Annotated in this window: 16 protein-coding genes and 5 tRNA genes; 9 read left to right on the top strand and 12 right to left on the bottom strand. The window is 41.4% G+C overall.

What is annotated here, in order from left to right:
- The first annotated feature begins 108 nt into the window (after window positions 1-108).
- Complete coding sequence (locus RM544_RS01075) at window positions 109-723, top strand: arylesterase (protein ID WP_311359932.1); 615 nt, start codon at window positions 109-111, stop codon at window positions 721-723.
- A 15-nt stretch (window positions 724-738) separates the two neighbouring features.
- Here RM544_RS01075 and RM544_RS01070 read toward each other — a convergent pair whose 3' ends face one another.
- The 9 genes from RM544_RS01070 to gltX form a co-directional block, all read right to left on the bottom strand.
- Complete coding sequence (locus RM544_RS01070; protein WP_311359931.1) at window positions 739-948, bottom strand: helix-turn-helix transcriptional regulator; 210 nt, start codon at window positions 946-948, stop codon at window positions 739-741.
- A 5-nt stretch (window positions 949-953) separates the two neighbouring features.
- Window positions 954-1,430 carry a hypothetical protein gene (locus tag RM544_RS01065; protein ID WP_311359930.1) on the bottom strand — a complete coding sequence of 159 codons (477 nt, stop codon included), beginning with the start codon at window positions 1,428-1,430 and terminating at the stop codon, window positions 954-956.
- Window positions 1,431-1,682: 252 nt separating this feature from the next.
- Window positions 1,683-2,975, bottom strand: coding sequence for an amidohydrolase family protein (locus tag RM544_RS01060; RefSeq protein ID WP_311359929.1), 1,293 nt, complete (start codon window positions 2,973-2,975; stop codon window positions 1,683-1,685).
- Window positions 2,972-4,384, bottom strand: coding sequence for an amidohydrolase (locus RM544_RS01055; RefSeq protein WP_311359928.1), 1,413 nt, complete (start codon window positions 4,382-4,384; stop codon window positions 2,972-2,974). The genes RM544_RS01060 and RM544_RS01055 overlap by 4 nt, the downstream gene beginning before the upstream one ends.
- Window positions 4,385-4,635: 251 nt before the next feature.
- Entirely contained in the window at window positions 4,636-5,562 is a 927-nt protein-coding gene (dusC, locus tag RM544_RS01050) for a tRNA dihydrouridine(16) synthase DusC (protein WP_311359927.1), read from the bottom strand.
- 126 nt (window positions 5,563-5,688) lie between these two features.
- A tRNA-Glu gene (locus RM544_RS01045) sits at window positions 5,689-5,764 on the bottom strand.
- A gap of 150 nt (window positions 5,765-5,914) precedes the next feature.
- A tRNA-Glu gene (locus RM544_RS01040) sits at window positions 5,915-5,990 on the bottom strand.
- A gap of 116 nt (window positions 5,991-6,106) precedes the next feature.
- A tRNA-Ala gene (locus RM544_RS01035) sits at window positions 6,107-6,182 on the bottom strand.
- A 95-nt stretch (window positions 6,183-6,277) separates the two neighbouring features.
- Window positions 6,278-7,687, bottom strand: coding sequence for a glutamate--tRNA ligase (gene gltX / locus RM544_RS01030; protein ID WP_311359926.1), 1,410 nt, complete (start codon window positions 7,685-7,687; stop codon window positions 6,278-6,280).
- A gap of 237 nt (window positions 7,688-7,924) precedes the next feature.
- Here gltX and RM544_RS01025 point away from each other — a divergent pair.
- Together RM544_RS01025 and RM544_RS01020 are read left to right on the top strand one after the other, a co-directional pair.
- Window positions 7,925-8,000: transfer RNA gene (locus RM544_RS01025), tRNA-Val, on the top strand.
- A gap of 128 nt (window positions 8,001-8,128) precedes the next feature.
- Window positions 8,129-8,204: transfer RNA gene (locus tag RM544_RS01020), tRNA-Val, on the top strand.
- A gap of 115 nt (window positions 8,205-8,319) precedes the next feature.
- Here the strand turns inward: RM544_RS01020 and RM544_RS01015 are convergent.
- Window positions 8,320-8,739 carry a helix-turn-helix domain-containing protein gene (locus tag RM544_RS01015; protein ID WP_311359925.1) on the bottom strand — a complete coding sequence of 140 codons (420 nt, stop codon included), beginning with the start codon at window positions 8,737-8,739 and terminating at the stop codon, window positions 8,320-8,322.
- Between the two features lie 640 nt (window positions 8,740-9,379).
- On the opposite strand from RM544_RS01015, the gene RM544_RS01010 reads away from it, so the two are divergent.
- Window positions 9,380-10,192, top strand: coding sequence for an AraC family transcriptional regulator (locus RM544_RS01010; RefSeq protein WP_311359924.1), 813 nt, complete (start codon window positions 9,380-9,382; stop codon window positions 10,190-10,192).
- 134 nt (window positions 10,193-10,326) lie between these two features.
- Here the strand turns inward: RM544_RS01010 and RM544_RS01005 are convergent, their stop codons facing one another.
- Window positions 10,327-11,436, bottom strand: coding sequence for a nuclear transport factor 2 family protein (locus tag RM544_RS01005; protein ID WP_311359923.1), 1,110 nt, complete (start codon window positions 11,434-11,436; stop codon window positions 10,327-10,329).
- An 87-nt stretch (window positions 11,437-11,523) separates the two neighbouring features.
- Window positions 11,524-12,276, bottom strand: a complete 753-nt coding sequence (locus tag RM544_RS01000; protein WP_311359922.1) for a helix-turn-helix domain-containing protein — start codon at window positions 12,274-12,276, stop codon at window positions 11,524-11,526.
- Between the two features lie 574 nt (window positions 12,277-12,850).
- Between RM544_RS01000 and RM544_RS00995 the strand changes: the two genes are divergently transcribed.
- From RM544_RS00995 to RM544_RS00975, 5 genes are all read left to right on the top strand, one after another.
- The gene (locus tag RM544_RS00995) at window positions 12,851-13,276 is read left to right on the top strand and encodes a GntR family transcriptional regulator (protein ID WP_311359921.1); all 426 of its coding nucleotides are present in this window, start codon (window positions 12,851-12,853) and stop codon (window positions 13,274-13,276) included.
- Window positions 13,276-14,196, top strand: coding sequence for an ABC transporter ATP-binding protein (locus RM544_RS00990; RefSeq protein ID WP_311359920.1), 921 nt, complete (start codon window positions 13,276-13,278; stop codon window positions 14,194-14,196). Before RM544_RS00995 ends, RM544_RS00990 begins: the two co-directional genes overlap by 1 nt.
- A complete protein-coding gene (locus RM544_RS00985) occupies window positions 14,193-16,067 on the top strand; it encodes a hypothetical protein (protein WP_311359919.1) in 1,875 nt (624 codons plus the stop codon). Before RM544_RS00990 ends, RM544_RS00985 begins: the two co-directional genes overlap by 4 nt.
- A gap of 1 nt (window position 16,068) precedes the next feature.
- A complete protein-coding gene (locus RM544_RS00980; protein ID WP_311359918.1) occupies window positions 16,069-18,084 on the top strand; it encodes an alpha/beta hydrolase family protein in 2,016 nt (671 codons plus the stop codon).
- 105 nt (window positions 18,085-18,189) lie between these two features.
- Window positions 18,190-19,134: an alpha/beta fold hydrolase gene (locus RM544_RS00975; RefSeq protein WP_311359917.1), complete on the top strand. Its 945-nt coding sequence runs from the start codon at window positions 18,190-18,192 to the stop codon at window positions 19,132-19,134.
- The last annotated feature ends 80 nt before the right edge of the window (window positions 19,135-19,214 follow it).

Raw genomic sequence — 19,214 nt, 5'->3', positions numbered from 1 at the left:
GTTGTCATAGTGTTTTCTTTTATTCAATTCTTTAAATTTAGTTGGAGTAGAACCCGAAATAACGATGGGAGTACACGCCAATCGGCACGTGTCGCTACGACCGTAGTTATGAGCTTTGTTATACTTCTTTTATTCCCGTTTTCAGCCTATTCAGATCAGCAGAAAATTCAAGAACATAAGTTGCTAGTTCTCGGTGACAGTCTAAGCGCTGCCTATGGACTTACTCAACAGCAAGGCTGGGTTTATTTGTTACAAAATGCATGGCAAAAAGAAGAAAGAGCGATAGAAGTAGTCAACGGCGCTATCAGCGGCGACACAACTGACGGAGGACTTTCTCGCCTACCCAGACTTCTCGATCTGCACAAACCAACACATTTACTCATCGAATTGGGTGGGAACGACGCGCTTCAAGGCCACAATCCGAAAAAGATTAGAGCCAATATCAATGAAATGGTTCAACTAGCAAAAGCTCAAAACGTAGAAGTGATGATACAAGCGATGCAAATACCGACAAACTATGGGCGCCGCTACACGCAAATGTTCACTCAAATATACGCTGATGTTGCAGAGACTAACGGCATTCCATTAATCCCATTTTTTCTTGAAGAAATAGCCCTCAAGCCAGAGTTAATGCAAAATGACGGCATTCATCCTACTGCCGAAGCGCAGCCGATGATCAAAGATTTTCTCAAACCTAAACTGGAACAGCATATCCTGCCATAGGATATGCTGATTTCACTAATCCTCAGCCTCGTAGGTGAAGACCTCTTCTAAAGGTTTATTGAACAGATGAGCAATTTTGAATGCCACCTCTAGGGAGGGATTGTATTTGTTTTTCTCGATTGCCATGATTGTTTGTCTTGTTACTCCGACAGCTTCCGCCAAAGCTTGCTGAGTCATTTCATCTGCAAAAAAGCGACACTCTCTTACTCTATTTACAATTGCCATACTGTTTACACCGCATCTTTTCTATACAGTACTATTTGATGAGTAAAACGCACTATTTCTGACAGAATAAACACAAATAATAAAACATGTACTTCAAATAACGGAATTGGGAAGTATGCCTTTATCAATGATTCCATGCCAATGGCATGAGGCAGCAGCAATTGACCCAAGGTAATAATCACACCAATGCTTAAGACCCAGTAGCCACTATTATTTGAGGTAAGTGCAATCAGGCGATCTCGCTCATCCCCTTCCACTTCGGCTTTGGAACCAGCAGCCGAGATAAGAGACTGAAAAATAATCTCTATGATAATGATATATAAAATAGCACTACTTAAATTAGCCATAGCGACATCGATTGCTTCTTGCTCTGAAAGACTACTCATGTCAATGCTGAATACTCTGATTGTGTAAAAACCAAAAACAACCAAAGTCGCTATCAGTGACAGCCACGTACTTTTTTCTTTCAAGGTCATGTTCATTGTTATCTCCAAAAGAACTATTTATTTAAAAATATAAAAGCGCGTTTTCACCAAAATAATTGCTTAGCGCACTTCGAATAAAACATATAGTAAACATTACCAGACACCATGTATAGTATTTTTAACCTAAAGAACAATATAAATTACTATTTGATTGAAATTTAAAACAAAAAAAAGCCATATCACCTTGAGGGAAATACGACTTTTAACAAGAAACGATAGTCTTTCGCTTAACTCTTTATCAGAGCATGTTTAAGGCCTTGTGTATGACACAGGGACTGACTCATCTCGTTTTAAATAACGGTCTCGCAACTTAGTTTGGCGTGAGGTCATTTCAACTTCTTCACCTTGAATTATCACGTTAACCGCAGTCTGCGTAACTTCCAAAGGATCTCCAGACCATATGACAACATCAGCAACCTTACCCGGCTCTAAGCTCCCAATCTCGTTATCCAAACCAAATATTTCTGCGATATTAATGCTTAAAGCCGCGATACCTGCAGAATGCGGAAGTCCATTTGCCACGGCATTGCCGGTATGTTGAGTGGCCAATCGAATATTGTGTGTATCCATGCCAATAACAACTTTAACACCTGCTTTGTGCAAACGAGCGGCATTTTCTAGAGTGGCTCCCAATTGATCAAAACCACCTGGTAGATTGTACTCAGGATTCACAATAACGGGTATCTTTTGCGCTGCTAACTCATCCGCTAAACGCCAAGCTTCTAAGCCATGAACTAACACAATATTCAGGTCAGAATATTGCTGTTTTAGTTTTAATATTTGAGCAATATCAGCCGCTCTGTCTGCTTTCATCAGCAAAGGAACTTCACCCTTCAATACGGGAATAAGTGCTTTAGCATCGGCCATACTGCTGATGCCTTCCCAATCTTCACTTGGGTTTAATGAATAGCTTTGCGCGAAGGTCACTTCTTCAAAAATGGTATGAATAGCAACCCACATGGCTGCGCGACTGCCGCCATTGTCCTCTGCACCACTGTTGCTGACATCAATCTGCATGAAAGCTTTCGGTTTCATCACAGAATCAAAGCTAGTCGCCAAGCTAATTACTGCGCCCTGACCTTGGAAGAGCTGCCCGGTATGGCTTAAAGCCGTCGCTGCAGACGTAAAGCCTTCAATGCGAGTAATTGGTATCAACGTAGAGTCATTATTCACAGCATACTGAACATCTAAGGCTGCCCCTACTGATGAGACTGGATGTTCATTCGTCCTGGCATCAACCACTCCAGCTGACATACTGACTTCTTCCAGACCTAAAGATGTGTAGGCACCAATAAAGCCAGGTGTAACAACCTTACCTCGTGCATCAATTTCGCGGTAACCGCTTGGCACATCGGTCCCTTCAATAACCTGCTGGATACGACCCTCATTAATTAACACCGTACCTTCTTCAATAACACCTGCTGCAGAAACGGTATGTACCTTACCACCTACAATCGCAATTTTTTCAGCAAATGACGAAGCAGACATTCCCAGCCCGAGTGCCATACAGGAAACTATGCTTACTTTTTTGAACAAACTCATTTTGCGTCTCCTTCTGCTACTTGTCCTAATTCAAAGTCACTCACCGGCCAACTCTCAGGTTTATTTCGGTCATAAACCATCGCGCCATCAATAAATACTTTTTCGGCTTGAGCATAAGTAGAGAATGGGTCAGTGCTCCACAACACAACATCCGCATTCTTACCTTCTTCTAGTGAACCCGTTTTATCAAAAATACCCAGCGATTTTGCTGGATTTGCTGACAACCATGTCCAAGCATCGGCCTGCGAGATGTCGATACCTGCGCGCTTACCGTCAGCCCAAGCCTTTGCTGCCTCTTGGTTAAGTCGTTGGATACCTAAGTCGCTATCGGAATGCACAATTGCACATGCTTTGGCTGCATGTACCATCGCTACATTTTCTTTGATGCCGTCGTAAGCTTCCATTTTGAAACCCCACCAATCTGCCCACATTGCTGAGCAAACACCATTTTCGGCAAGTTTGTCGCCAATTTTATAGGCTTCAACAGCATGATGGAAAGTCCCAATCTTGTAATCAAACTCCTTCATCACATCCATCATCACCGTCATTTCGTCAGCACGGTAACAATGCATGTGCACCAGAATTTCGCCGTTCAGCACGCCAGCGAGTGTTTCTAAGTTGAGATCACGCTTTGGTGGAGTAGCTGATACACCAGCATCTAAGTCTGCCTGATAATCAGCCCAGTCTTTTTGATACCCTTGGGCATCAATCCAAGCTGAGCGATAGCCAGCGACGTTTGCCATACGTGTCATTGGACCGCCTTTTTGACCATATACACGCTTCGGATTTTCACCACACGCCATTTTAATTCCGTAAGGCGCGCCAGGAAATTTCATGTCTTGCATCGTTCTGTTCGGCACGTTTTTAACGGTGACACTGCGACCACCAAACAAATTTGCAGAGCCGGGGAGAATTTGCAAAGAAGTTACACCGCCAGCTAAGGCTCTTTGAAAGCCAGGATCTTGTGGCCAAATAGAGTGCTCAGCCCATACTTCTGCGGTCACTGGTCCGGTCATCTCATTGCCGTCTGAATGAGAATGCGTTGAAGGCGAAGGATATACCCCCAAATGACTATGATTATCGATAATACCCGGCGTAAGCCATTTCCCCTCACCGTCGATCTCAATCGCATCAGAAACGCTGCTAACACTGCTACCGACTTCTTTAATCACACCATCTTGAATGAGTATTTCACCATCTTCAATTTTACCACCAATGCCGTCGAGTATGGTGACATTGGTGATGATGAATGGCGCACTGTCTATTACTTTATAGGTGCTTGGGAATGGATTAGTATCAATACCAGCCACGATTGTTGATTTTTGTTCTTCATGGTCACTGCTACACGCACTGAGAAGCGCGGCAGATACGGCCAGCGCCAAACCGAATTTTATATTGGGTTTAAACATATCTTTCCTTGTTCCTAGAAAAGTGGATTTATTGTTATTGTTAGATACTCTTATTCTTTTATTATCTCAGCCGAATTGTTGTAGGCAGAGACAATCTTCGTAAAATTAATAGAAAGAATAAACGAGTGCAATCGAGTTTCAGCGAAAAGCATAAAATAGCCAGAAGCTGCTGTAAAGTTAGGACACAATAGCCAGTTTTTCCATTCCTAAATGGGAAATAGCAGATAAAATCAAGCTAAGTGAGAAATATCTTAAGAGGAAAGCAATTCAACAATGGCTTGAGGGTCTTTTAGTGTGCGCAAAGAAATAAACATTTCTTCAGCTTCTGGATATTGTCGCTTTAAATAGTTGAACCACTGTTTAATGCGGTTTGGATAATAACGGCCTTTATCTGAATAAATTTCATAGCCGGAATAAGAAACAAGCAAAGCCTTCACTTCTTCCCATGTCATTCCTTGATGACCATGTTTAATCGTATTTGCGAGATTAGGCAGCGCTAATGCCCCCCGACCCAACATAATATCGTCACAGCCACTTTGCTCCTGGCATAGTGCAGCATCCTGAGCACTCCATATTTCACCATTTGCGATGATTGGAATATCGGTCGTCTGTTTGATCTTTTTTATCCATGGCCAATAAGCAGGCGGCTTATAACCATCAACTTTGGTACGAGCATGGATTGTGAGTAAACTTGCTCCCGCTTGCGTAATCGCGTCGGCATTCTCAAGAGCCAATGATTTATCGTCAAAGCCCAAGCGGATTTTAGCACTAACAGCCTGTTCTGCAGGCACTGCGTCACGCACCGCTTTGATGATTTGATACAATGTTTCCGGCTCTTTGAGTAATACTGCCCCCCCTTTACTTTTATTGACCGTTTTCGCTGGACAACCAAAGTTCAAATCGATACCTGGGGAACCAAGCTCTACCGCTCTAACCGCATTTTCTGCCAGCCACTGGGGATGTTGCCCAAGAAGCTGTACCCTAACAGGCACACCCGAAGGCGTTTTTGCACCATGATGCAATTCAGGGCATAAACGATGGAAGGTTCTGGGAGGTAATAGTTGCTCTACTACTCGCACAAATTCAGTAATGCACAAGTCAAAACCACCGACTTTTGTCAGCATATCTCGCATCAAATGATCGACAACACCTTCCATCGGCGCTAATACTATTTTCATAGCCTACATTATGCCGTATCTAAGGTAATTAAATTGATGTTTCTCATGCTATCCAATTGGGCGTGTTATTAGCAATTGCTAAATTTAAGTCATAAAAAAACCACCCTATTGGGTGGTTTCTCTATATGGCGTCCCCTAGGGGATTCGAACCCCTGTTACCGCCGTGAAAGGGCGGTGTCCTAGGCCTCTAGACGAAGGGGACAAAAAACTTTTCGTTAAAGCTACGCTTTAACAGTTTTTTGTTAGGCTTATTATCGTTACGATAAATCACCTAACCTAGACCAAGCGACGACAGCTTGGATTTATAGTTACTTAACGTTTAACTAACGTCTCATATTGACCACTGAGAAAATGGCGTCCCCTAGGGGATTCGAACCCCTGTTACCGCCGTGAAAGGGCGGTGTCCTAGGCCTCTAGACGAAGGGGACAAAAAACTTTTCGTCAAAGCGATGCTTTAACAGTTTTTTGTTAGGCTTATTATCATTACGATAAATCACCTAACCTAGACCAAACTACGACGTTTGGATTTCTGTCACGACAAACTTGGTGGAGCTAGGCGGGATCGAACCGCCGACCTCTTGCATGCCATGCAAGCGCTCTCCCAGCTGAGCTATAGCCCCGTGTCCAATTGGACCTGCGAGCTATGTTTCGTGCTACAGTTCCGTGACAGCGGGGCGCATTCTAGGCATCTGGATTAATTATGTCAACGATTTTTTTAAGAATTTTCTCTATTTGCTATGTAATTAATCGCCTTGTCGATTCTTTGAGCAATTTGCTCTTTAGAGATCAGGTTTAATGTGACATCAAGAGATGGAGAATTTCCCGAACCTGTTGCTGCAACTCTCAACGGCATACCAATTTTACCCATGCCCACGTCCAATTCTTCAGCAGTAGCATTAATCGCCGCTTGAATATTTTCCGCTTGCCAATCTTCTATTGCCAATAACTTCTCTTTTACTGTTTCAAGAGGCAATCTAGCAACCGGACGTAGGTGCTTCTTAGCGGCTTTCTCATCAAAAGCCTCATAATCTTCAAAGAAATAACGGCTGATACTAGCCAGTTCTTTCAATGTACTCACTCGGTCCGCTTGAACAGTAATGACATCAGCTATTGACGGACCATTACTAGTATCAATCCCCTGCTGCTCAAAATGCCACTGCGCGTGCTTGGCAACTTCTTCGCTTGGCAGGCTCTTTATATAGTGTTCATTTAACCAGTTTAGTTTTTCCGTGTTAAACGCACTTGCCGACTTGCTGATTGAATCTAAACTAAAGTGTTCAATCATTTCTTCAACACTAAAGATCTCCTGGTCACCATGTGACCACCCTAGCCTAACCAAATAATTCAATACCGCTTGTGGTAGATAGCCATCGTCGCGATACTGCATCACGCTCACAGCACCATGACGCTTCGATAACTTCTTACCATCATCCCCCAATATCATGGATACATGGGCATATTCAGGAATGGGTGCCCCTAAGGCTTTTAGAATATTTATTTGACGCGGTGTATTATTAATATGGTCCTCACCACGCACCACATGTGTAATACCCATATCCCAATCATCGACCACCACACAGAAATTGTATGTAGGTGCACCATCAGTGCGCTTAATAATAAGATCATCAAGCTCGCTATTGGCGATGCGAATTTCACCTCGAACATGGTCATTTATCACGACTTCACCGTCTAGTGGGTTTTTAAAGCGCACAACAAACGGCATGTTTTCTGGATGATCACTCCGATCTCTCCATGTGCCAGGATAGCGCGGCTTTTCACCTTTCTTTTCTTGCTCTTCACGGATCGCATCGAGTTCATCAACGCTCATGAAACATTTATAAGCTAAGCCTTTTTCTAGCAACTCATCAATCAATTGATTGTATCGGTCAAAACGTTCAGTTTGATAATAAGGCCCTTTGTCATGATCAAGACCTAACCAAGACATACCATCCAATATTGCTTGCTTTGCATCATCGGTAGAACGCTCTAGGTCAGTATCTTCAATACGCAATACGAATTCACCGCCTTGGCTTTTTGCATATAACCAAGAATAAAGAGCTGTGCGAGCACCGCCAACGTGAAGATAGCCAGTCGGACTGGGAGCAAAACGGGTTACCACTGTCATGAGAAAAACTTCCTTAAAAAATAATGCGCGTAGTTTACCGCTTAATGCCCACAGGAAAAAGTAAAGCTCGACCTTATTTCATGCATTATTAACTGCAATGTTATTCGGAGAACACAGTTTGGCCGAAAAATGAACGTTTGATACAATTTTTTCAAAATGCTGTTGACAGACGCGGTCGCAACTCTATAATACGCGTCCACTTGCTTAGGAACACTCACAGCAAGTCAGTAACAAGATGGACGCTTAGCTCAGTTGGGAGAGCATCGCCCTTACAAGGCGAGGGTCACTGGTTCAAGCCCAGTAGCGTCCACCACTTTTTCTTGTTACAAATCAGACATATGGACGCTTAGCTCAGTTGCAAAAAGAGCAAGCATCGCCGCTCCTTATTACAAGAAGGGCGAGGTTCACTGGTAAAAGCCATGTGGATATCCAAAACAATATGGACGCTTAGCTCAGTTGGGAGAGCATCGCCCTTACAAGGCGAGGGTCACTGGTTCAAGCCCAGTAGCGTCCACCACTTCTTCAAGTTCAAATGCATCGCCGTTCTTTACAAGAGATGAGGCGAGTGATTCAAGCCCAGTAGCGTCCACCACTTCTTCAAGCCCAGTAGACTCTTGCTATCTATACTGAGGTTAATCTAGCTCAATCAAACGCTCAAATAATACGGCAACCTGTCCTGCGCCGCCGTGAACACTGCTACCATAGTTTAGAGTGTGCACACGCCATCCTTGTTTCGCATAAGAATTAATTTGAGCGTCAAATTTATATTCAGCTTGTTTGTTGTTTCTTCCCCACGTCGACAACCAATCAACATCATTTTTAAAAACGACTGACTTGTATTCGAAACAAGACTCAGGTTCAACGTAATCGAGTTCTTCGATATTCAACCCAAATACAGAGGCCAGTGCTTTTTTCGATTGTAAGGAGATACTACCTTCTTTTTCGATCCGTTGAACTGTTCGTAAATTTAAGCCCGAAGCAACCGCAAGCTCTTCTTGGGACCACGCTTGCTTATTACGAAGTCTTTTAACCAGTTCTCTGTCAATTATCATGTAGCACCTACAAACCTTATTGATTTTTATCGTTTTGAGTTTTATATAAAGCTATACCTATCGGTAACATTATAACGATACCCAGAATATAGCTACCGATACTTCCGCCTATCGCTATACCCGCACATATCACTATGGCTGTAGACGCTGACAATGTTTTATTCTGTAAAAAGTTTTTAATGTTCATACTGTAATCTCTGTTCGTTAAATTGAATCACCTTTGTACTGTTTAATCGCTGTATATTGCTACGGCGTTTTACTGACAAATTAACGACAGCAAACTTATCTATCTGAATTTTATGGCTTTTATTCGTAGAAATAAAAATAGTTTGCAAAAGGTCTGCTGCTGAAACGAACTTTCTGTTCTGTATATTCAATCGTATTATTCAAGGTTCGACGTTTCCCTATTTGGCCAAATAGATAGATCTTCATTTCCTTCATCGACAAAATTGGGCATAACACTGGTTTCGTGAACAAACTCGTATTTTCTGCCTTGGAACGGGATCATCGCTAGGGGTAGTCATGAACAATTGGTTGTCATTATGCCAACAATGATAGAGGTTTCATAAAGTGTAATATAGAATGATATTGCGGATATCAATTATCACCCCTCATTTTATTAATGTAACTTAGTGATTTCATGCCAATTAACCAATCTAATCAAGAAAGTTGGATTAAAGAGTTCTCAAATCGGCGCTATCAAACTTTACTAGTTGGCGCTAATTTTGTGCCTCATCAAAGAGAGTTTCATATTATTGCGATGGTTATTGAAGGGACCATATTGGTCAAATATCGCGAACGTAACTATGCTTTGGCAGCGAGCGACACTATTTTCATTCCTGCAGGGGAAATTCATGCATTTTATACGCCGACAAATGAAACGGCGCTGGTTAACTTTCACTACATCGACACTATTGAAGCCTATATCGTTAGTGAAGGGATAACATGTCCTGATATTAATACGTTATTAGAAACAAAATTAACAACTCAAAGTTGGGCACCCGAGCTCTTGAGCAACCTTGAGAAATCCATAGACAGCCAACACTATACACAATGGCTTAGTGGTTTCTTATTGGCACTGAGTAAGCAGATGAAACAAATGATAAAGCTAGAAGAACTTGATTTTGATGCGTTTGTGGCGGCAAAAGCATACATTCAGGAGAACTTGGAAGAACCCTTTTGTTTGGACGATATATCATTGAGGTTTAATATCAATCGATGGCAACTATCCAGAAAGTTTAAACCTCTTTTTGGGGTTACTTTGTTCCAACATATTCATGCATCTAAAATGGTTAAAGCAAAGGAGTTATTGAGTCAGAAGAATGGTATTAGCGAAGTTGCATATGAATTAGGCTACAGTGACCAATCTCATTTCACGCGTTTTTTTAAGCGATTTGTTGGTATATCACCCAATAAGTGGGTTAGGCTCGTGTCGATATCAAACAATAATTAATTTTCGGAGGCTATTGCTCCGTATTGCGCCCTCAAATAAGAGAGGGCTCTTCCAGGTCGTAACTTTTAACCATTAAGTTCATTACTCGGCCTAACTCGGGAGATCCATATCAATATTAGGGCAAACTTGCCTAGCTATCGCCCATCTAGCATTTCAACCATTTTCTGAGCAACTAATGGTGAAGATAAGTGATTTTGCCCTGTCACAATGCGACCATCAACTTCAATGTGAGGGGTATTCATTTCAGAATAAAAAAATCGCCCTCCCCTCTGCTCAATGGTTTTTTGAATGAGAAAAGGAAACTCTTTGAAGTAAGCTTTACTTTGATTTTCATAAGCTTCTGGATAACCCGAGATACGTTTACCGTCGACTAAGTACTTTCCATCTTTGGTTTGTAAATTAACAATACCGGCGGTGCCATGACACACTGAAGACACTATTCCATTGTTATCTTCATATATTGTCATCACTATGTTTTGTATTGCTTCGTTGTCTGCCACACCATACATTGCATTACCCCCACCTACATAATGCACAGCTACATAATTAGTAGGGTCAATTTGACTTGGCGATTTTGTATGTCCAATTGCATACATAAAATTCGTGTTATATAGATATTGCTTATGAATTTTTTCAGAGGTATTGATGTAAGCCAGTGGAATAGCACCACCTTCTGGGCTGATAAAGTCAACGGTAAATCCGGCTTTTTGAAAGATGTCATAAGCCTTAACAATTTCAGAAAAACTGACACCTGTTGGTAAATCTGAATTTCCGTGAAAGTGAGCATTAGAGACGATAAACAAAATTCGTTCTCCATTCTTATTACTCTCTTCACTGGCTGCATTCTTACTTGTAATTTTCCAACCACTGGAAAGCTTCTTTAGCAAGAATACATCAACATATCGCTTTGTGTTCGCTGGCAGTAATATCTCTACTTTAGCCGTTGCCACATTACCTTCTACATCGATCGACAAAATCTCTCCAATTCGACCGTTAAATTGTCCTTTGTTATTTTTAAACCAAGAGGCATATTCGTTAGGGTGCACCAACCAGGTTTCCTGTCCCTTTTTATCAAGTAGCAATTGAGCGTCTTTTGAAAAGGCACTTTTTATTAAAGAAGGCTCATTGAAAGATGTGCCAGAAATATAGTTTTTGAGGACTTGTGCTATTTGTTGTTTTGTTAACTCTTGACTTTGAGCAACAAAACTAACAAGTGCAAAAATTATTATTAAGATTAATTTCATGTGTATTCTCCATTTATCCATTGGACAGCCAAGATAAATGGAAAGGTGCGATTACTCGCACAAATATAATAATACCGAACAACGAAATTATAATTTAGGAGATACGTTCGCAGCGTTTAGTTCATGTTGCCTATATTTTGCTGGTGTTAGTTTCTCAATTTTTTTAAAAGCAGCATAAAAGGTTGACTGAGAGTTATAACCTGACTCTTCAGCGACCACTTCCATGGTCATTCTCGGCGCTTCTATTAACAGTTTTTTTGCTTCGAAAATTCGCCATTCATTAATAAATGTAGCAAAGGATTTTTGCAAATTGTCATTTAAAAACTGAGATAAAAGTGGTACTGAAATATGCAGTCTTTTTGCTAGCTGCGGCAATGTCAGATTGGCGTTTTTATAAAGTTGCTCATGCTCCATCAATTCTTTAATTTTTGACTGTAGTTCGGCTGCTTTTGCCTGATCTATTTTATTAGCGAGGTACGATGGATTAGCTTTTTCTCGATTTTCTGCTTTATTATTTTTTGCGATAACCCATAGTAAAATTGACAAGTACAGCACGAATGTAAAAGACAAAGCACCAACGATATAAGAGGTAAATGATGCAGTAAAATAGGCTAGCCAAATAAGCGTCGTGCCCGAAAAAACACTTAACGATAGTTTTTCCGTTGCAGATAAACTTCTTCTCTCCCTAATATTAACAAGCACCTTTGGCATTATTAATGATGCAGCGCCAAGAATATATAGTGCCCATGTCCAATTGATGACTCGATAAAAAACGCCCCATAATTCTTGATTGCTTTCGTATGGAAAAATAATCCCTACTCCCACCGTTATTGCGGTCAAGAGGCCCAAATGCCAAGTCCAGTTGACTCGTAGAATTGCTAATTGCCCTTGAGCACTGGCAATATAAAAGTAGAGTAAAGGGCCGATAAAAAAGCATGCTGACAAGCCCAATTGCAAAAATTGCTTACCAACATCGGGATCAAAATAAAACCAGATTGACTTAGAGATTCGTAAACTAATAACCAATATTAATAGCGCAAGCAGCCGTCTTTCGATGCTTACTGGCTTAGATAACAGTAAATAAGCGGTCAGCAAAAGACCGTTGAACGCGCCAAGCGCACTGAAAAAAAATAGTAATTGACTGCTGATATTCACTAATATGTCCCAACTGTGATGTGCCGAAATGTTACATGAATAGCGTGGTAATTGACAAAAGTTTGGCACGCAGAAGAACGATTACATTATTTAAGCGGTGCAGAGATCATGATATTGGTCGAGTCAAACGCCAGTATCTTGATATCACCTTTCAACCCTATTGTAATCATGCAAAAGTAAAGTAATTGCTATTGAATAATTGACAAAAACCGAACCAACTGTAATGCTATACACATTACAGTCAATACAGTGTTTTGTTATGTCACATTTAAAGCTTTCATTATCTCTCACAGACCCCAAACCTATTTTTAAACAAATTGTTGATGCAGTGCGAGTGTTAATTGCATCTGGCGAGCTTGCACCAGGCAGCAAACTACCAAGTGTCCGTGCGCTAGCTATGGAACAGACCATTAGTGTCAATACTGTAGCCAAAGCCTATAACATACTCACAGCTCAAGGATTGCTTGTTTCTAAGCCAGGGCTCGGCTTATTTGTTGATCAACGCCGACAGTTACTCAGCGAGTCAGAACAACAGAAAAAGCTTGATTTTGCAGTCACTAATTTCGTCAGTGATGTATCAGATTTACATATTAAACAGTCAGTCATCATCGATAAAGTCAAGAACGGTTTGTCAAAATTAGGGCCTGTATCGACTGACTCTCCTTCATCGCTGGAGAATGACTAATGTCTAGCTTGTGTATTCAAACACGTGACCTAAGCAAGGTGTATGAGGGTAAGCTCGCACTGAACCGTGTGGATTTAGATATACGGAGCGGCGGAGTCAATGCGATAGTCGGCAGTAATGGCGCAGGCAAGTCCACCTTATTTAAAGTGCTATTAGGCATGATTACGCCATCATTTGGAGAAGCCACTATCTTAGGTTGCGACGCTTCGAAGTTGGATCGCAGCATCAGACAAAAAGTGGGTTATGTTAACGAAGAGCATTCTCTTCCAGATTGGATGCGTGTCGATCAAGTCATCGCTTTTCAGCGTCAATTTTATCCTCAATGGGATGAGTCATTATTTGCCTCAGTTTTGGGTTATTTCAATGTCAACTCTAAGCAAAAAATCACGAGCTTATCTCGCGGCGAACGAGCAGGTGTCAACCTAGCATTAGCATTTGCTCAAAAGCCAGATCTTCTGATATTGGATGAACCCACTTTGGGGCTTGATGTAATTGCAAAGCAGTCGTTTTTAGAGGCTATCTTATTTACCGAGGTCAATTATCAAACTACCTTCATCTATTGCTCTCACCAAATGGAAGAGGTGCAACGAGTAGCTGACAACCTGATCGTCATGGAACAAGGGCAAATTCAACACAACAATGATCCTGACTCATTCTCAGATCGCGTGAGTAATCTGATAGTCGAGCGCTTTTCCAACTGGCAAACACTAAGGGAACACCCTAAGGTGCTTAAAATTAATAAGCTTGATGACTTATTGCATATCTGGGTTCTCGACAACGATGGAGAAATTGAGTCGCTGTTAGCATCATTGGACGCTCAGCTGCTGAACAGACAAGCTGCAAACCTCGAACAAGCGGTCAACGCCTTCCTTACCCGTAAACACTCTGCGCCAAAATTCGCATTAGGAGAACAAGCATGAAAGCTTTATTTTGGAGTGAATGTTCGCACTATTGGCGCCCAGCACTTGCGGTATCAATGCTCTTTTTGTTTGGCCTGATTTACTTTCAATATGCGTCGCCATCAGCTGCAATATCGTTACCTTACAGTATTATTTGGGGCCTTGGTTTAATAATCTCAGGCGCTTTTGGTGCTTGGCAGTTTTATTATCATAAAAGTCATGGTCGTTGGATTTACCTACTACATAGACCGGTAGGTACAACACATATTTACCTAGCACTACTTGGTTCCGCCCTATTTATATTGTTTATAATTACTGCATTACCAGTGCTCATCATCACTCTTTATACCCACTTGTTTACTGAACAATTAGTAGAGTTTAGAGACTATATTTTTGTAGTTAATGTTTATTTGGCATGCGCAGTCATCTACTTGGTTTTCACACTTACCTTATTGGCTGTGAACAAAGGAGCTATTTTAATCCTGGCAACACTAGGCATATTAAGCATGAGTCATGTGGGAACAAGCACCCTTACAAATATTCTGCCACTACTCATCGTTATAGCTGTATTGATATATCTTAACCTGCGCAGCTTTAAACCAGATTTAACAGCGCCTCCACAACAACCATTGGAGATTGTCCTATCTTATTTCATGATGAGCATTGGATTACACATTTTGCTGGTTGTTTTTGTAAGTGTACTTTTCAATATCAGCCAACTAGCAGGTATTCATAATGACTCTGCGAATGGAGATCACTTCTCCTTATTTACGAAAGCCAGCACTGGCTCCGAACGAATGAATATAGCACTAAATACGAGTCTGCATGCACGTGCCCAAAACTTGCGCAATCAAGCATCTTTAGCAAACACCGTTAGGCTCAGCTTAAACAACTTTCAATTTCCCTATTTTAATATGAGCCCTGATCGCTCAGCCGATACAGTGCTGATTGATAAAGTGCGGGGCCAAGAGTGGCAATTTTCACACCAACACCGGGTATTTATTGGCTTTGAGAAGAGCACTGGTCAACGAATTGGCGTATTAACACCTCAAGATATAAAACTAGGAACACACAACCACAATTCAGAACTGTATTTTGAAGAAGTTCCAGTACCCGTTAATGATTCGGTATTGATGACGCAGACTAAAATTTATGCGGTAAATTTTGACTACCAAACTATTTCAACTATCTATCAAACCGAGGCTGGTGAAAGTTTCATCGGATTACCTAAGCTCACTCATGGTTATATTAGCATTCCAACCAGCCAGCGCATACTCATGTTCAACCCAACGATGCTGCAAACAGAAGAACTTGCAGAGCCTGTCGTAAGTATCGAATATCCGGTTAACTATCGTCAAATTGAAGATTTGTGGCTATATGAATTAGCTGATGGTTTTGCAGTAATATTTTCTGGGAATCATCTCTTCGGTTATGAGCAACCTGGCACGCTTGTTTCGTATCAGCAATTTTATGGACCTGCAGAAGTGTTAAGTCAACGCAAAGTTTTAGAGCATGCTGAACCAACCTGGTATCGACAGCTTGAAGAGCTGGTTTCACCACTAACCCTATACTTTTCTGACGTCACGCGATATGCAATGAACCCCAATACTGTAGAAAATTCGGCACCACTAGCGCCCCTGTCGCGGTTTAAGATGATATCTGTGCATATTCAGATAATCGTGATGCAAATTCTTAGTTTTGTGATTAGTCTATTACTCAGTGCCAAATTGGCACTAAAAGGTCGTCAGCGCCTAACGTGGGCAATGCTAGCAGCGCTATTTGGTATAACAGTTTGTTTAGCCATGTTGATCATGTATTTTTTGCCTAACCCAAAACGCACCTTGAAGCAGTTAGAACATGAGCGCCATTTCTCGCTAAAACGAGAGCACTAATATGAGACACAACACAGTAAAAAACTGTTTTGCTTCTTATATGGTGTTGTTCATAGCGTTTATTAACATTACCTATTCGAATGCTGCTGAGCTGATAGATCGACAACACTTTACTCAGCCTAACCCTATCATTGATGTGGCATTGTCCCCTGATGGACAAACCTCAGCAATTCTACTTAAAACATCAAACCAACTATTTGAATTGTGGCAGTTCAATATGGTAAGCCTGACAGCAGTCAAACATAGTGTTCTTAGACAAGGTGGAGAGTTACTTTGGTTTGAAAATAGCAATCAACTATTGGTGATTGCTAAGAACACGGTGACTCAGGTCGATATGATAAGCGAAAAGCCGCCGCGTCTTGTTGCCCAACTAAAGCCTAAAGACAAGTTAGTTATCAACGGGGTACGCCAAGCGCACAATTTGCTTGTATCCAAGTCTTCCTCTGTAAAGTCTCCAAATTATTTACAGCGAATTATTAAAGATGTTAAACAGGAAGTCTTTTCACATTCAGCACAAATTACTGGTGCGTTGCTTAACGACAATGCTTCGAATATTTATGTAAAAACAGTGTCGGCACATACTGCCGAAGTGAGTCACATAGCTAATGGCAGTCAACGCAGTTTGTTCACTTGTGCAGCATCAACATTGAAAAACCCATGCATGTTAATAGCCCAATCAAGCAATGGTAAGGGTGTTTATGTCATTGGCAGATTTCAATCAGATTTGACTGGCTTATATGTATATTCTATAGACACAAACACGTTCGAACTCATCCATCAAGACCCGCTTGGTGTTGCAGATATAGAAACAGTTTTGCTAGACCGTGATGGCCAGCCTATGATGGCATTGTATCGAGGGTTGACCAACAAATGGTACGGTTTGCAAAAGCCTGCTGAACAAGTGCTCTCATCTATCTCCCCGCAACTGATGCAAACAGTTAACGATATTCAATGTAGCGAAAACCTGAGTTTATGTCTTTTTATTAGTGAATCTCCTAACAAGTTATCGCGTGATTACTATGTGTATCGCAATAATCCAAAAGGCCTTCAAAATATTGCGTTATACAACAAACTAGAGCTACAGCACCTTTTACAAAATAGTCCTCTTGAAATTAATGTGCAGCCGCTAACGTATAAAACTAGCGATGGAATGACCCAATACGCTTACCTTTATCTACCAGCAGACCAAGCATTAGAGACGACTCCTCTAGTGGTTTATCCGCACGGAGGTCCCCACTCTCGTGATTATTTCCAAACCAATCGATTCGCATTGTTTTTAGCAAGTCGAGGCTATGCAGTACTAAAACCAAACTTTCGCGGTTCCACCGGGTTTGGCTTGAACTATATGTTAAGTAGTAACAATAATTTTGGTAGGGGAAGAGTACTCGATGACATTCTAGAGGCGACAGACTGGGTTAAGCAACAAGGAATAGGAATAAATGCTTCGACAGCAGTAGTCGGCGAGTCATTTGGTGGCTTTTCGGCCATCGCTTCTGCAACATTCGATAAGCGCTTTGTCGTAGCTATTGCTGCTATGCCTGCATTGGATATAGGCAAAGTGAGACAGTCAATTCTTAACAGACGAGTGCGCACTGAGGACGCACAAAGGCTAGCGTTTTTATGGGGCGATTTAAACGATGCGGAGTTGCTTAATAAACTCCATGAACAGTCTCCCTCAAACCATGCTGACCTTCTGAATGCACCATTGTTTATATGGGCGGGTGCAAGAGATCCAATAGTGCCTGTTAGCCACATTAAAAACTATGCGCTTAAGCAGTTAGAAAATGGAAAATCAATTTCTTTGATGATTGACAAACAAGCTCAACATGGCCCAGTCTCGCAACACTCTATGCTGGGCTATATGGCAATGATGGAGCATGTCCTCAGTCGCTACCTTAATGGAGAGGCGCAAGCAATAAATGACTCGAAACTAAAGCGCTCGTTAATAAACATGCAGACACTCGATTCAAGCGGCTGGTTGACTGACTACTGGCAGCAAGCCGAACAAGTCCTGTAGCGAAACATCTTCGTGCAATATCATTCTATAAGGCATGTTGCTGAACCAATATACTTGCGGAATCTAAATTATAGTGGCATTCACTTATGTATGTAGAAGGTGTCTATGAATGAATTGTTAGCATTAGCAATATCTCTGAGTGTGTTTGTTCTAATTACTTACCTGCTAAGCCCACCAAGTAAGCTTTATGAGTGGCTACTGTTTTCAGAACGACGGCTAGCTAAGTTGACGCTCCGTAAACTGGATATTCAAGAGGGCCAAATAGCCTATCAAGAAGGTGGTAAAGGAGAAGTACTCATGCTATTGCATGGCTTTGGCGCCAATAAGGATACGTGGAATCGTATAGCTCAACATTTAACCCCGTACTTTCACGTCATCGCAATCGATTTACCTGGTTTCGGTAATAGTTTTAAAGACATGCAACTACAATATGATGTACAAGCACAAGTAACGCGGCTACAGGAGATTGTGGAAGGTCTCAAATTATCCCAATTTCACCTAGCTGGCAATTCAATGGGAGGCTACATTGCAGCAAATTATGCTGCACTACACCCTGATAAATTATCAAGCTTATGGTTGCTAAACCCACTGGGTGTTGCTACGGCGCCCAATAGTGAAATGTTTGAAGATATTGCACAAAAGAAACGTCCTGTTGTTTTGGCGAATTCTAAATTGGAATATAAAGAGTTGATAGCTCGTGTTTTCCATAAGGCTCCCTACATGCCCAATTTTTTTGTTGATGCGTTATCACTCAATGCTATAGCCAATTTTTCTATCAATAAAAAGATATTTCATGAAATACATCAAACAGCTGACTATCAAGTATACTTTTCTTCACCAACAGATTTGGCTTTGGCTGGATTTGATAAGCCCTTGCTTATTACATGGGGAGATAAAGACACGATCCTGCACCCAAAAGGCGCACATGCATTGCAAAAAGTAGTTCCTAGTGCTGTTGTTCAAATTATCGAAAATGTTGGACATCTCCCTATGATTGAATCGCCAAAGTTAACTGCTAATCAGTTTATTGAATTTCGCTATCCTCTATAGTTCAAACATGCCTATACACGGGGTATTATCGCAGAGGCTGTCACAAGCTATTCGCAAGTACAGCCCGTAACAATTGCCAA

Origin of the sequence: Brumicola blandensis, from assembly GCF_031846165.1 — a bacterium.
In the GTDB taxonomy this organism is placed as follows: Bacteria; Pseudomonadota; Gammaproteobacteria; order Enterobacterales; family Alteromonadaceae; genus Glaciecola; species Glaciecola blandensis.
This window is presented reverse-complemented; position numbering and strand designations above follow the sequence as displayed.

What these genes read in the sequence shown, in the direction of transcription:
- RM544_RS01075 (WP_311359932.1), top strand. Translation starts at nt 109, where the DNA reads ATGAGCTTTGTTATACTTCTTTTATTCCCGTTTTCAGCCTATTCAGAT.
- RM544_RS01070 (WP_311359931.1), bottom strand. Translation starts at nt 948, where the DNA reads ATGGCAATTGTAAATAGAGTAAGAGAGTGTCGCTTTTTTGCAGATGAA.
- RM544_RS01065 (WP_311359930.1), bottom strand. Translation starts at nt 1,430, where the DNA reads ATGAACATGACCTTGAAAGAAAAAAGTACGTGGCTGTCACTGATAGCG.
- RM544_RS01060 (WP_311359929.1), bottom strand. Translation starts at nt 2,975, where the DNA reads ATGAGTTTGTTCAAAAAAGTAAGCATAGTTTCCTGTATGGCACTCGGG.
- RM544_RS01055 (WP_311359928.1), bottom strand. Translation starts at nt 4,384, where the DNA reads ATGTTTAAACCCAATATAAAATTCGGTTTGGCGCTGGCCGTATCTGCC.
- dusC (WP_311359927.1), bottom strand. Translation starts at nt 5,562, where the DNA reads ATGAAAATAGTATTAGCGCCGATGGAAGGTGTTGTCGATCATTTGATG.
- gltX (WP_311359926.1), bottom strand. Translation starts at nt 7,687, where the DNA reads ATGACAGTGGTAACCCGTTTTGCTCCCAGTCCGACTGGCTATCTTCAC.
- RM544_RS01015 (WP_311359925.1), bottom strand. Translation starts at nt 8,739, where the DNA reads ATGATAATTGACAGAGAACTGGTTAAAAGACTTCGTAATAAGCAAGCG.
- RM544_RS01010 (WP_311359924.1), top strand. Translation starts at nt 9,380, where the DNA reads ATGCCAATTAACCAATCTAATCAAGAAAGTTGGATTAAAGAGTTCTCA.
- RM544_RS01005 (WP_311359923.1), bottom strand. Translation starts at nt 11,436, where the DNA reads ATGAAATTAATCTTAATAATAATTTTTGCACTTGTTAGTTTTGTTGCT.
- RM544_RS00995 (WP_311359921.1), top strand. Translation starts at nt 12,851, where the DNA reads ATGTCACATTTAAAGCTTTCATTATCTCTCACAGACCCCAAACCTATT.
- RM544_RS00990 (WP_311359920.1), top strand. Translation starts at nt 13,276, where the DNA reads ATGTCTAGCTTGTGTATTCAAACACGTGACCTAAGCAAGGTGTATGAG.
- RM544_RS00985 (WP_311359919.1), top strand. Translation starts at nt 14,193, where the DNA reads ATGAAAGCTTTATTTTGGAGTGAATGTTCGCACTATTGGCGCCCAGCA.
- RM544_RS00980 (WP_311359918.1), top strand. Translation starts at nt 16,069, where the DNA reads ATGAGACACAACACAGTAAAAAACTGTTTTGCTTCTTATATGGTGTTG.
- RM544_RS00975 (WP_311359917.1), top strand. Translation starts at nt 18,190, where the DNA reads ATGAATGAATTGTTAGCATTAGCAATATCTCTGAGTGTGTTTGTTCTA.